This is a genomic window from Streptomyces millisiae (assembly GCF_031845425.1).
GTDB classification, from domain to species: domain Bacteria; phylum Actinomycetota; class Actinomycetes; order Streptomycetales; family Streptomycetaceae; genus Streptomyces; species Streptomyces millisiae.
Window position 1 is genome coordinate 1 of record NZ_JAVREM010000065.1, and the last position, 12,725, is coordinate 12,725.

Consider the following 12,725-nt stretch of genomic DNA (forward strand, 5'->3'; position numbering starts at 1 on the left):
CATTCTCCCCCGGCGCCAGGGCCGGGCGCGGCCGGCGGCGCTTCGGCGCCGGGGGAGAATGCCCGCATGGATCTCCGTATCTTCACCGAGCCCCAGCAAGGCGCCTCCTACGACACCCTCCTCTCCGTCGCCAAGGCCGCGGAGGACCTCCGCTTCGACGCCTTCTTCCGGTCCGACCACTACCTGAAGATGGGTGAGGTGAGCGGCCTGCCGGGCCCGACGGACGCCTGGCTGACGCTGGCCGGTCTGGCCCGCGAGACCAGCAGGATCCGGCTCGGCACCCTGATGACCGCCGCCACCTTCCGGCTGCCCGGCGTGCTCGCCATCCAGGTGGCGCAGGTCGACGCCATGTCCGGCGGCCGGGTCGAACTCGGTCTCGGCGCCGGCTGGTTCGCCGCCGAGCACACGGCGTACGGCATCCCGTTCCCGGCCGAGAAGTTCCCCCGCCTGGAGGAGCAGCTGGCCATCGTGACGGGCCTGTTCGGCACGCCGGAGGGGGAGACGTTCTCCTACGACGGCACCTACTACCAGCTGGCGGACTCGCCGGCGCTGCCGAAGCCGGTGCAGGAGAAGCTGCCGATCCTGGTGGGCGGCATGGGCAAGCAGCGCACCCCGGCGTTGGCCGCTCGTTACGCGGACGAGTTCAACATCCCGTTCGCCTCGGTCGAGGACAGCGCCGCGCAGTTCGAGCGGGTGCGGCGGGCCGCCGAGGAGGCCGGGCGCAAGCCGGACGACCTGGTGTACTCGAACGCCCTGGTGGCCTGCGTGGGCAAGGACGACGTCGAGGTGGCGCGCCGCGCCGCCGCGATCGGCCGGGAGGTGGACGAGCTCAAGCGCAACGGCCTGGCCGGCACCCCGGCCGAGGTGGTGGACAAGATCGGCCGCTACGCCGAGGCGGGCGCCAGCCGGTTCTACTTCCAGATCCTCGACCTGTCCGACCTGGACCACCTGGACGTGATCGCGTCGCAGGTCGCGCCCCAGCTGGGCTGACGTGTCCGCGCCGCCGCTCACCGGTCGTCCCCTGGTGCTGGACGGCGGGCTCTCCAACGAGCTCGTCGCCCAGGGCCACGCCGTGGCCGGTGAGCTGTGGACGGCCCGTCTGCTGGTGGAGGACCAGGCGGCGGTCCGCGCGGCGCACGCGGCGTATGTCCGCGCCGGCGCCGAGGTGTTGATCTCGGCCAGTTACCAGGCGTCGTTCGAGGGCTTCGCCCGGCACGGCGTCGACCGGGCCGCCGCCGAGCGGCTGTTCGGGGACAGCGTGCGGCTGGCCAGGGCGGCGGCCGGCGGGCGGCGCGTGTGGGTCGCCGGTTCGGTGGGGCCCTATGGCGCCGTGGCGGCGGACGGCGGCGAGTACCGCGGCCGGTACGGGTTGAGCGTCGGTGAGCTCGTCCGGTTCCACCGGCCGCGGATCGCGGCGCTGGCCGCCGCGGGCCCGGACGTGCTGGCGCTGGAGACGGTGCCGGACGTCGTGGAGGCGGAGGCGCTGCTGCGGGCGGCCGAGGGGTGCGGGGTGCCGGTGTGGCTGTCGTACACCGTGGAGGGTGGGCGGACCCGCGCCGGGCAGTCGCTGGAGGAGGCCTTCGCGCTGGCCGCCGGCGACGACCGGGTGCTGGCGGTCGGCGTCAACTGCTGTGCGCCGGAGGAGGTCCTGCCCGCGGTCGAGGTGGCGGCGGCGACCACGGGCAAGCCGGTGGTCGCCTACCCCAACAGTGGTGAGGAGTGGGACGCGGCGGGGCGTCGCTGGCGGGGGAGGGGGCGGTCGCCGGCCGAGTACGCGGTCGCCTGGCGGGACGCGGGGGCCAGGCTGATCGGTGGCTGCTGCCGGGTCGGTCCGGCGGGGATCGCGGAGTTGGCGGCCCGGCTGGCGCCGTTCCGGTGAGGTTGGCGCGACCCTCGCGAATTCCGGCCGTGTTGGGGGTGGCCTCAGGCGCCCCGGACATCACGCCGGTCGGCGGGCGTGAGCGGTGTGGAGGCGGTGCTTGGGCGTTCCGAGGGGCCGACCCCCAGCTGACCGTTGGTAGTGAACATGCCACTCATCGCGACCGAATCCCGTCGCTGCCCCATGGCGTTTCCCGGCGATTCCGGCACACTCGCCAGCAGTGGGCGAGACCTCAGCGGTGCAGGGCAGAGGTCTCGCCCCCGCCCGGGTCAGGCCCGGGTTAGGCTGATCACATGATTTGACGCCTGCCCGTCCTGCCGCGGGCACCCCCGACTCCTTCCGACGCCAGACGCACGCAGTGAGCCAGCACCGTCAGCGAAGGAAGGACCACCGCACCGTGACCACACTGACCGTCGCCCTGCTCCAACTCGACCGTCCCGAGCCCGATCTGACCGTCACCCGGGAGGCGGGCGAGGCCGCCTGCCGGCGGGCCGCGGCGTTGGGTGCCGACATCGCGCTCTTCCCCGAGATGTGGAGCAACGGCTACCACTCGGCGGAGCCGATCGGGACCGTCTACCGGCACCCGGAGCTCTGGGCCGGCCACCCGCCCGTCGCCGGGGCCGAGGGCGAGCCCGCCTGGCGCGGCGAGCCGGTCACCGCCGACTCCGACTATGTGGCGCACTTCCGCGCGCTGGCGGCCGAGTTGGGGATCGCCATCGCCCTCACCTGCCTGGAGCGGTGGGCGGGCGCGCCGCGCAACACCCTGTTCCTGACAGACCGGCACGGGCGACTCGTGCTGACCCACGCCAAGGTCCACACCTGCGCGTTCGCCCGTCCGGAGGTCGAGCTCACCCCGGGCGGCTCCTTCGACGTGGCCACCCTGGACACCGCCGCCGGCGAGGTGCGGGTGGGCGCGATGATCTGCTACGACCGGGAGTTCCCGGAGAGCGCCAGGTCGTTGATGCTGGCCGGCGCCGAGCTGGTGCTGACGCCCAACGCCTGCGACCTGGAGGTCAACAGGCTGTCCCAGTTCCGCGCCCGTTCCTTCGAGAACATGCTGGCGGTGGCGATGGCCAACTACGCGGGCCTCGGCTGGGGCCACTCGATCGCCTTCGACGGCATGGCGTTCGGGCCGGCCGGGTCGCGGGACATGCTGGTGATCGAGGCGGGCGAGGCGGCCGGCGTCTACCCCGCGGTCTTCGACCTCGCGGCGTTGCGCTCCTACCGGCGCCGGGAGACCTGGGGCAACGCCTTCCGCAGGCCCGGGAGTTACGCCGCGCTGACGGCCGGCGAGGTGGCCGAGCCGTTCCTCAGGTCGACGCACGACGGCATGCCGTTCCGGCGCTGAGCGGGCGCGGCGTCAGGCGGGTGAGCCCGGCTCGGCCTCGGGCCCGTCCTCGGGACCGAGCGCCGGCGGCCGGCCGGCGCGGATGGCCTCGGCGTTGGCGTTGGCGAGCCTGAGCTGCCCCATGGCCACCATCACCCGGGCGGCGGCCGTGCCGAGCGCGGTGATCAGCGCGGCGACGGCGCCGATGGCGGCGGCCGAGCCGAGGTGGTCGAGGATCCCTTCGCTGTCGCGGAGGGCTCGATGGGCCTCCTCGGCGTCCGTCTCGGCATCGGTCGGGGGCGCTTCGGTGGGCGCTGGCGGCGGGGGCGCGCTGCTGTCGGCGGTGGGCCCAGGATCGGGCGGCGGGTTGTAGGAGATGTCGTCGCCACCGAGGTGCGCGATCATCAGCGCGGCCGCCGTCACCACGGCGAACACCAGCGGCGCCAGCCAGGCCACCGTGCGCAGCGCCCGACGCAACGCACCGGCGACCGGCCGCTGTTGCTCACGGTCGTCCCCCATGCTCCCACCGTACCGCCCGTCGACGACATGGCGCCGCCCCTCGGCGACGGGGGGGAAAGCCGAGGGGCGGCGGTCGGTGGGCGGTGGCTACGCCACCGGCGTGCGGTCGCGGCGCGGCAGCGCCTTCCGCAGCAGCGGCCAGAGCAGGATCACGCCGACCACGGCGTAGACCGTCACGGCGAACGGCGAGTTGACCAGACCGGTCAGGCTGCCGTCGCTGATCTGCAGGGCGCGGCGCAGCTGGAGCTCGGCGGAGGGGCCGAGGATCACGCCGAGGACGGCGGGCAGCACGGGCAGCCCGAACCGCCGCATCAGCAGTCCGACCAGGCCGATGATCAGCAGGATCACCAGGTCGAGCGGCTGCGAGCTCACCGCGTACGCGCCCACGGCGGCGAAGAACAGGATGCCGGCGTAGAGGTACTGGCGGGGGATGCGCAGCAGCTTGGCCCACAGGGGCGCCAGCGGCAGGTTGAGCGCGAGCAGCATCACCAGACCGACGAAGAGTGAGGCGATGAGCGCCCACACCAGGCTGGACTCGCGCTCGAACAGCAGCGGTCCCGGCTGGATGCCGTAGGTCTGGAAGGCGGCCAGCATCACGGCCGTGGTGGCCGTGGTCGGCAGGCCGAGCGTCAGCATGGCGCTGATGGTGCCCGAGGCGGAGGCGGAGGCCGTGGACTCGGGGCCGGCGACGCCCTCGATGGCGCCCTTGCCGAACTCGTCCTTGTGCTTGGAGAGCCGCTTCTCCGTCACATAGGAGAGGAAGGTGGGGATCTCCGCGCCGCCGGCCGGGACGGCGCCGAACGGGAAGCCGATCAGCGGACCGCGCAGCCACGGCTTCCAGGTGCGGCGCAGGTCGTCCCTGCCCAGCCAGGGCCGGCCGACCGGGATGGGCTTCTGGGTGCCCTGCCGCAGGTGCAGCGCCACGTAGAGGGCCTCGCCGATGGCGAACAGGCCGACCGCGACGATCACCACGTCGATGCCGTCCGCGAGCTCCAGGGTGCCGAACGTCAGCCGCTGCTGGCCGGTGAGGCGGTCGAGCCCTACCAGGCCGATGGTGAGGCCGATCAGCAGCGAGGCGAAGCCGCGGATGCGGGAGCTGCCGAGCACCGAGGTGACGGCGATGAACGCCAGCACCATGATCGCGAAGTAGTCGGGCGCGCCGATGTCGACGGCCAGTTCGGCGACGAACGGGGCGAGCAGCACCAGCAGGACGGTGCCGATCAGGCCGCCGGTGAAGTGGCCGATGGCGGCGGCGGCCAGGGCCTGGGCGCCGCGGCCGGAGCGGGCCATCGGATGGCCCTCGATGGCGGCCACCACGGCCGCGGTCTCGCCCGGGGTGTTGAGCAGGATCGAGGTGGTCGAGCCGCCGAACATGCCGCCGTAGTAGATGCTGGCGAACATGATGAACGCGGCGGTGGGGTCGAGCGCGTAGGTGACGGGCAGCAGCAGCGCCAGGGCCATGGCCGGGCCGATGCCGGGCAGCACGCCGATGGCGGTGCCGAGCAGCACGCCGACCGCGGCCCACAGCAGGTGGGTGGGGGTGAGGGCGGTACCGAAGCCCTCGATGAGCGAGTTCAGTGAGTCCATGGGGCTACAGCACTTCCATCAGCGGGCCGCCGGGCAGCGGGGTGCCGAGCAGGGTGTCGAAGACGAAGAAGGTGACGACGGACAGGCCGGCCGCGATGAGCGGATCGCGGTGGTAGGCCCGGCTGCCGAGGGCGAAGGCCGATCCCCAGAACAGCAGGGCCCCGGAGATGGGGAAGCCGAGGGGCTGGATCAGCACGGCGTTGCCGAGGAAGACGCCGACCAGCAGCGCGACCGTGCGCCAGTCGCCGGGGCGGTCGAGGTCGACGTCCTCGCCGCCCTCGGCCTCGCCGCGACCGCCGCGCAGCACGTCGATCGCGAGCAGCACGGCGACCACCAGCAGCGCCACGCCGACCACCGTGGGCACGGTCTTGGGGCCGACCGGTCCGCGCTGGGTGAAGTCGGTGTTCATGGTGATGACGTCGCCGAGCACCAGCAGGCCCAGCGCGAGCAGCAGGGCGCTGACGCCCAGTTCTGACCGGCCCCGCAGGCGCTCACGCAGCCCGGGCCTGGCGGCGGTCGATTCGGAAGTGCTCACAGCGTTCCCTCGTTCGCTTCTCCGCCCGAGCGGCGATTCCGGCTCTTGGTTGGTGTGTGCGGCGCGGCTGCCGCTGGTGCGTGGCTCACAGCCCGAGCTCCCTCAGGATTCCGTCCACCCGCTCGTCCTCGGCGGCCAGGAAGTCGCCGAACTCGTCGCCGGTGATGAAGGCGTCGGTCCAGCCGTTGGTCTCCAGCGCCTCCTGCCACTCGGCCGAGTCGTGCAGCTCGGTGACGAGGTTGGTCAGCCGTTCGCGCTCCGCGTCGGTCAGGCCGGGCGGCGCGACGACGCCGCGCCAGTTGGTGAAGGTGACGTCGACGCCGGCCTCGGTGAGGGTCGGCGCGTCCAGGCCCTCGACGCGTTCGCCGCTGGTCACGGCGAGCACGCGGAGCTCGCCGGCCTCGATCTGGTCCAGGTACTCGCCGACGCCGGAGACGCCGAAGGCGACCTGGCCGCCGAGCACGGAGGCCAGCAGCTCGCCGCCGCCGTCGTAGGAGATGTAGTTGACGCCGCGCGGGTCGATGCCGGCGGCCTCGGCCATCAGCATGGGCGCCAGGTGGTCGGGGCCGCCGGGCGACGAGCCGCCGCCCACGGGCAGCGAGCCGGGGTCGGCCTGCCAGTCGGCGAGCAGGTCCTCGAAGCTCTGGTACGGGGAGTCGGCGGGGACGACCACGATGTCCGGCTCCTGGGTGAGGCGGGCGATCGGGGTGGTGTCCGCCAGGGTGGAGCTGGTGTGGTTGGTGTGCACCGCGCCCACCACGCCGAGGCCCATCGACATCGCGAGCCGGCCGTTGCCGTGGTCGGCGACGAGGCTGCTCAGGCCGACGGTGCCGCCGGCGCCCGGCAGGTTGAAGACCTCTATGCCGCTGCTGAGCCCCGCGTCCTCGGCGGCCCGCGCCGCGGTGCGGGCGGTGATGTCGTAGCCGCCGCCCGGCGTGTTGGGCACCATGAAGCGCAGGCCCGGGATGTTGGTGCCGGTGCCGGCGGAGCTTTCGTCGCTGAGGAGCGGAGGCACCACCAGCACGATCAGCGTCGCCGACAGCAGCGACAGGAGTACACGCAGGCGCACGGGACGCCGCCTTTCGTCGAACATCTGGTCGGGAGTTGAGGGCGCCACATGTTGCCTACGTGTTAAGCGGCGTGTCCATGCCCTGCTCGGTTGCGGAACTAAGTCGCCTTTCGGTCATTGAGTTCATGACGAAAGTCAGGGATGCGGGGCCCGAGGTTCCGACTTTGGATGACTGTCGCGGAGGGTGACCGAGGACATAGCGTCGAGCCGTGTCCACCCGGACCGTGCCCGGGCGGAGACGAGAGGACGAGGAGCGCGCGATGCCCACCGAGGCGAAGGAACCGACCACCCGGCTGTGGCTGCCCCTGGCGGACCGGCTGGTCCTGCTCATCGGCGCCCCCGCGCTGGGGGCCGGGCTCGGCCTCCTGCTGCCGCCCGTCTCGGACTGGGTGATGGGCCTGCCGTGGATGCCGATGCGCGGCCCCTTCGAGCTGGTGGCCTCGTTCGAGAGCCGCTGGGTGGGGGCCGTGCTCGCCGGGCTCGGGCTGCTGGCAGGGCTGGTCCTGGTGGTGATCGCGTTCGCCACCAGCCTCAAGGTCACGCTCAGCGACTCGCGGATCCGCGTCGAGATCAACGACACCACCCGGGTCATCGAGCGGGCCGCCGTCGACGTGGTGTTCCTGGACGGGAAGAAGCTGGTGATCCTGGACCACGAGTCCCGGCAGCTGCTGCGGGACACGAGCGAGGAGCGGCCGGCGGACGTCGCGCGGGCCTTCGCCGCCCACGGCTACCCGTGGGCCGACGCCGACCCCTACGCCGACCTCTACCGGCGCTGGGTGCCCGACACCCCCGAGGTGCCGTCGGCGGTCAACGCGCTGCTGAAGGCGAGGGAGGTGGCGCTGCGGAAGAAGGCCGCCGAGGACATAGCGGAGCTGCGGCTGGAGGTGGAGAAGCTGGGGTACGCGGTGCGGGACGAGGCCGTCCGGCAGTACTGGCGCCCGCTGGTGCGGTCATGAGGTCGGCGGCGCGCTCCCGCCGGCGTGACCTGGTGGTCGACGTCACCTGCGTCACCCTGTCGCTGCTGCTCGTGCTGCTGCTCTTCGCCGACTCGTGGGGCGATCCCAGGTTCTCGGAGCCCTACCTGGGCGCGGCCCTGGCCCTGGGGGTGGCGGGCTCGCTGCTGCTCGCCAGGCGCCGGCAGCGGCCGGTGCTGGTGTCCGTGCTGGTGCTGGTGGCGGGCCTGTTCACCGAGCTGGTGGCCGGCGCCGTGCTGGTGTCGTTGTTCACGGTGGCGGTGCGCAGGTCGTGGCGGGTCGCGGCGGCCCTCACCGTGGCGCACGCCGTGGGCAGCATCCCCTTCGCGGTGGTCCACCCGGACCCCGACCTGGTCGAGGCCGGCTACACCGACGTGGGGCTCGCGGTCTTCTCGGCCGTGCTGTCGCTCGTCGTCATCACGCCCTTCGTGGCCTGGGGCATGGTGGTGCGGGCCAGGCGCGAGCTGGTGGACTCGCTGCGCGAGCGCGCCGAGCGCGCGGAGGCGGAGGCCGCGCTGCGGGCGGACCAGATCCGGGGCCGGGAGCGCGAGCACATCGCCCGCGAGATGCACGACGCGCTGGCGCACCGCATCACCCTGGTCAGCCTGCACGCCGGGGCCCTGGAGATCCGGCCCGACATGGGCTCCGCGGAGGTGGCCGAGGTCGCCGGCACCATCAGGTCCAGCGCCCACCAGGCGCTGGAGGACCTGCGGGAGATCCTGGGCGTGCTGCGCTCCGGCCCGGCCGCCGACGTGCCGTCGGCGGGCGCGACCCGGCCGCAGCCCGGGGTGGCCGACATAGCGGAGCTGGTGGGGGAGTCCCGGGCGGCGGGCGCCCTGGTCGCGCTGGACAACCGGCTGCCGGCGGCGACCGGTTCGCTGCCGGCGTCCGTCGGTCGCACCGCCTACCGGGTGGTGCAGGAGGGGCTGACCAACGCCCGCAAGCACGCCCCAGGGCACCGCGCCAGGGTGCTGCTCGACCGCACCGGGGAGGGGGAGCTGCACGTCAGGATCGCCAATCCGCTGGCGGTCGCCTCGGCCGAGCCCGCCCTGCCCGGCTCGCGGTCCGGCCTGGTGGGGCTGAGCGAGCGGGTGTCCCTGGCGGGCGGGCGCATCGACTACGGTGCCCGGCGAGGGGAGGGCGGCATGATCGATTTCTGTCTGGAGGCGTGGCTGCCGTGGCCGACGTGATCCGGGTCCTGATCGCCGACGACGACGGCCTGGTGCGGGCCGGGATCGCGCTGATACTGGGCGCCGACCCCGGGATCGAGGTGGTCGGCGAGGCGGCGGACGGCGCCGAGGCCGTCGAGTTGGCGCGCCGGCTGCGGCCCGACGTGGTGCTGATGGACATCCGGATGCCCAGGACGGACGGGCTCGCCGCCACGGAGGAGCTCCGCTCAGGCGCGCTCGGCGAGGGCCCGGCGATCATCGTGCTGACCACCTTCAACACCGACGAGTACGTGCTGCGGGCGCTGCGCGCCGGGGCCAACGGCTTCCTGCTGAAGGACGTGCCCCCGACCGACTTCCTGCGGGCGGTCCGGGGCGCGGCCGCGGGCGAGTCCATGCTCTCCCCGGCCGTCACCACCCGGCTGATCGACCACGTGGTGCGCCGCGACGCGGACGAGGAACGCCGCCGCAGGGCCGCTCGCGCCCGGGCCTCGCTCGCCGCCCTCAGCGGCCGCGAACGCGAGGTGGCCCGCGCCATCGGGGAGGGCAAGTCCAACGCGGAGATCGGCGGCGAGCTGTTCATGAGCGTGGCCACGGTAAAGACATATGTCTCGCGCATCCTGAACAAGCTGGAGTGCGGAAACCGCGTCCAGGTCGCGATCCTGGTCCACGAGTCGGAGGGGTGACGGGCCATGTCCATGGGGGGCACCGCGGCCTACGCGGGCGTCGAGGGCCTGCCCGAGCCGGTGGAGCGGGCGGTCCGGCTGGCCACCGGGCGCGGCTTCGCCCACTCGTGCCGGCCCGAGCAGGGCCGGCTGCTGGCGGCCCTGGCCGGCGGAGCGGCGGGGGTGATCGGGGAGACCGGCACGGGCTGTGGGGTGGGCCTCGCCTGGCTCGCCTCGGCCGCCCCGCCGGGCGCGCGGTTGGTGAGCGTTGAGCGTGACCCGGACCTGGCCGCGGCGGTGGGGCGGCTCTTCGGCGCCGACGACCGTGTCACCGTGGAGTGCGGGGACTGGCGGGAGATAGCCGGTCACGCCCCGTTCGACCTGTTGGTGCTGGACGGCGGCGGCTCGGGCAAGGCGCCGGGCGACGAGCCCGCCGATCCGGAGGCGCTCCTCGCACCCGAAGGCACGGTGGTGGTCGACGACTTCACGCCGGGCCGCCCGGGACCGGACCCGGCGCGTGAGCACTGGCTCGGCCATCCGGCGCTGCGCGCCGTGGAGCTGCGGCTGGCGGCCGATCTCAGCAGTGTCGTCGGTGTCAGGAGGTCACGCGTCGGCCAGGGTGGCGACCAGTAGGGCCTTGATGGTGTGCATCCGGTTCTCGGCCTGGTCGAAGACCACCGAGTGGGGCGACTCGAAGACCTCGTCGGTGACCTCCAGGGAGTCCAGGCCGTGGCGGGCGTGCACGTCGCGGGCGACCTCGGTGCCCAGGTCGTGGAAGGCGGGCAGGCAGTGCAGGAAGCGGACGGACCGGTTGCCGGTGGCCTTCAGCACGTCCATCGTCACCGCGTAGGGCCGCAGCAGCGCGATCCGCTCGTCCCAGACCTCCTTCGGCTCGCCGAGCGACACCCACACGTCGGTGGCGACGAAGTCGGCTCCCCGGACGCCCTCCGGCACGTCCTCGGTGAGGGTGATCCGCGCGCCGGTCCGCTTCGCGAGGGCGGCCGCCTCGGCCCGCACCCGCTCGGTCGGCCACAGCCCGCGCGGGGCCACGATGCGCACGTCCATGCCGAGCAGGGCCCCGGTCACCAGGTAGGAGTTGCCCATGTTGTTCCGCGCGTCGCCGAGGTAGGCGAAGGCGAGCTCGGCCAGCGGCCGGCCGCCGGCGTGCTCGGTCATGGTCAGCGCGTCGGCGAGCATCTGCGTCGGGTGCCAGTCGTCGGTCAGCCCGTTGTACACCGGGACGCCCGCGTGCTCGGCCAGCTCCTCCACGGTCCGCTGGGCGCTGCCCCGGTACTGGATCGCGTCGAACATCCGCCCGAGCACCCGGGCGGTGTCCTTGGCCGACTCCTTGTAGCCGATGTGCGAGCCGCTCGGGTCGAGGTAGGTGGTGTGCGCGCCCTGGTCGGTGGCGGCCACCTCGAAGGCGCAGCGGGTGCGGGTGGAGCTCTTCTCGAAGATCAGCGCGATCTGGCGCCCGGTGAGCCGCCGCTGCTCGGCGCCCTCCCGCCTCGCGGCCTTGAGCTCCGCCGCGAGGTTGAGCAGGCCCCGGAACTCGGCCGGGGTGAGGTCCAGCTCGCGCAGCAGGTGGCGGCCCTTGAGGTCTGTCGCCATGGGATGACTCCATCGGTCGTCGGAATCGCGTTCGAGAAGTTGGAAGTATATACGCGTCTTTTCATGGTTATGCAACGTCTGAGGGGTGATCACCTGAGGCGGCGGGCCAGCACCGCCGCCTCGGGCCTATCGCCGCTCAGGACACCGGGTCGCGCTCCACGGGGCAGCTCATGCAGCGCGGCCCGCCCCGGCCCCGGCCGAGTTCGCCGCCCGGGATCTCCAGCACCTCGAACCCCTGCCGGCGCAGATGCGTGTTGGCGGTCACCGTCCGGTCGTAGGCCACGACCACGCCCGGCTCGACCGCCAGCACGTTGCAGCCGTCGTCCCACTGCTCGCGCTCCGCCGAGTGCACGTCCTGGGTCGGCGTCAGCACCCGGATCCCGCCCAGACCCAGCGCGGCGGCGATCGCCCGGTGCATGTGCTCCGGCGGATGGTCCGTCACCTTCAACTCCCGCTCCCCTGAGCCGGGTTCTATGGTGTACGAGCGCAGCATCCCCAGGCCCGCGTACTGGGTGAACGTCTCCCCGTCCACCATGGTCAGCACCGTGTCCAGGTGCATGAACGCCCGCCGCTTGGGCATGTCGAGCGCCACGATGGTGCGGGCCGAGCCGGCCGCGAACAGCCGCCGCGCCAGCAGCTCGACGGCCTGCGGCGTGGTCCGCTCGCTCATCCCCACCAGCACCGCGCCGTTGCCGATCACCAGCACGTCCCCGCCCTCGATGGTCGAGGGGTGCGCGCCCTGCCCCTCCGACCACAGGTGGAAGCGCCCGGACCGCTCGCCGGCGAACAGCGGGTGGTAGCCGTAGATCGCCTCGAAGTGCACGCTCTCCCGCTGCCGCGCCGGCCAGCGCATGGCGTTGATCGCCACCCCGTCGTAGACCCAGGCCGAGGTGTCCCGGGTGAACAGGTGGTTGGGCAGCGGGTGCAGCAGGAAGTCATCCGGGTCCATCACGTGGAAGCGGACCGAGGTCGGCTCCGGGTGCCGCTCCAGGAACTCGCGCTTGGTGATGCCGCCGATCAGCACCTCGGCGAGCTCGGGCCCCGGCAGCTCGTCGAACGCCGCGCGCAGCCGGTCGGTGGCCAGCGGGCCGTACTCCCGCTCGTCGAACACCCGGTCAAGGACCAGGCTCCTGGCCGCCGGCACGGCCAGGCTCTCGGCCAGCAGGTCGCCGAACAGGTGCACGGCGACCCCGCGGTAGCGGAGCAGGCCGGCGAAGATGTCGTGCTCCTGCTGGGCGCGCCGCACCCACAGCACGTCGTCGAACAGCAGCTCGTCCTTGTTGGTGGGGGTCAGCCGCTTCAGCTCGAGCCCGGGGCGGTGCAGGATCACGCGCCGCAGTCGTCCGGTCTCCGAGTCGACATGGAAGGTCATGGCTCCATTCTGCGGGCACCC

13 protein-coding genes are annotated in these 12,725 nt (G+C 73.3%); 7 read left to right on the forward strand and 6 right to left on the reverse strand.

What is annotated here, in order from left to right; all coding sequences use genetic code 11:
* The first annotated feature begins 66 nt into the window (after positions 1–66).
* From RNC47_RS29725 to RNC47_RS29735, 3 genes are all read left to right on the forward strand, one after another.
* Positions 67–990, forward strand: coding sequence for an LLM class F420-dependent oxidoreductase (locus tag RNC47_RS29725; RefSeq protein ID WP_311603141.1), 924 nt, complete (start codon positions 67–69; stop codon positions 988–990).
* Position 991: 1 nt separating this feature from the next.
* A complete protein-coding gene (mmuM, locus tag RNC47_RS29730; protein WP_311603143.1) occupies positions 992–1,879 on the forward strand; it encodes a homocysteine S-methyltransferase in 888 nt (295 codons plus the stop codon).
* Between the two features lie 397 nt (positions 1,880–2,276).
* Entirely contained in the window at positions 2,277–3,227 is a 951-nt protein-coding gene (locus RNC47_RS29735; RefSeq protein ID WP_311603145.1) for a carbon-nitrogen hydrolase family protein, read from the forward strand.
* 12 nt (positions 3,228–3,239) lie between these two features.
* On the opposite strand, the gene RNC47_RS29740 is transcribed toward RNC47_RS29735, so the two are convergent.
* The 4 genes from RNC47_RS29740 to RNC47_RS29755 all read right to left on the reverse strand — a co-directional run bounded on the left by RNC47_RS29740 (position 3,240) and on the right by RNC47_RS29755 (position 6,916).
* The gene (locus tag RNC47_RS29740) at positions 3,240–3,725 is read right to left on the reverse strand and encodes a hypothetical protein (RefSeq protein WP_311603147.1); all 486 of its coding nucleotides are present in this window, start codon (positions 3,723–3,725) and stop codon (positions 3,240–3,242) included.
* A gap of 87 nt (positions 3,726–3,812) precedes the next feature.
* Positions 3,813–5,312, reverse strand: a complete 1,500-nt coding sequence (locus RNC47_RS29745; RefSeq protein WP_311603149.1) for a tripartite tricarboxylate transporter permease — start codon at positions 5,310–5,312, stop codon at positions 3,813–3,815.
* Between the two features lie 4 nt (positions 5,313–5,316).
* On the reverse strand, positions 5,317–5,847 hold the full coding sequence (locus RNC47_RS29750; RefSeq protein WP_311603151.1) for a tripartite tricarboxylate transporter TctB family protein: 531 nt from the start codon (positions 5,845–5,847) through the stop codon (positions 5,317–5,319).
* Positions 5,848–5,932: 85 nt separating this feature from the next.
* Positions 5,933–6,916, reverse strand: a complete 984-nt coding sequence (locus RNC47_RS29755) for a Bug family tripartite tricarboxylate transporter substrate binding protein (protein WP_311603153.1) — start codon at positions 6,914–6,916, stop codon at positions 5,933–5,935.
* 209 nt (positions 6,917–7,125) lie between these two features.
* Between RNC47_RS29755 and RNC47_RS29760 the strand changes: the two genes are divergently transcribed.
* The 4 genes from RNC47_RS29760 to RNC47_RS29775 are packed head-to-tail and all read left to right on the forward strand — an operon-like array spanning position 7,126 to position 10,354.
* A complete protein-coding gene (locus RNC47_RS29760) occupies positions 7,126–7,872 on the forward strand; it encodes a YqeB family protein (RefSeq protein ID WP_311603155.1) in 747 nt (248 codons plus the stop codon).
* The gene (locus RNC47_RS29765) at positions 7,869–9,080 is read left to right on the forward strand and encodes a sensor histidine kinase (protein ID WP_311603157.1); all 1,212 of its coding nucleotides are present in this window, start codon (positions 7,869–7,871) and stop codon (positions 9,078–9,080) included. The genes RNC47_RS29760 and RNC47_RS29765 overlap by 4 nt, the downstream gene beginning before the upstream one ends.
* Complete coding sequence (locus RNC47_RS29770) at positions 9,077–9,742, forward strand: response regulator transcription factor (RefSeq protein WP_311603199.1); 666 nt, start codon at positions 9,077–9,079, stop codon at positions 9,740–9,742. Before RNC47_RS29765 ends, RNC47_RS29770 begins: the two co-directional genes overlap by 4 nt.
* A gap of 6 nt (positions 9,743–9,748) precedes the next feature.
* Positions 9,749–10,354, forward strand: a complete 606-nt coding sequence (locus RNC47_RS29775; protein WP_311603159.1) for an O-methyltransferase — start codon at positions 9,749–9,751, stop codon at positions 10,352–10,354.
* Here the strand turns inward: RNC47_RS29775 and argF are convergent.
* Both argF and RNC47_RS29785 read right to left on the reverse strand, forming a co-directional pair.
* Positions 10,325–11,332: an ornithine carbamoyltransferase gene (gene argF, locus RNC47_RS29780; RefSeq protein WP_311603161.1), complete on the reverse strand. Its 1,008-nt coding sequence runs from the start codon at positions 11,330–11,332 to the stop codon at positions 10,325–10,327. The genes RNC47_RS29775 and argF overlap by 30 nt on opposite strands.
* Positions 11,333–11,468: 136 nt before the next feature.
* Complete coding sequence (locus RNC47_RS29785) at positions 11,469–12,704, reverse strand: arginine deiminase (RefSeq protein ID WP_311603162.1); 1,236 nt, start codon at positions 12,702–12,704, stop codon at positions 11,469–11,471.
* Between the last annotated feature and the right edge of the window lie 21 nt (positions 12,705–12,725).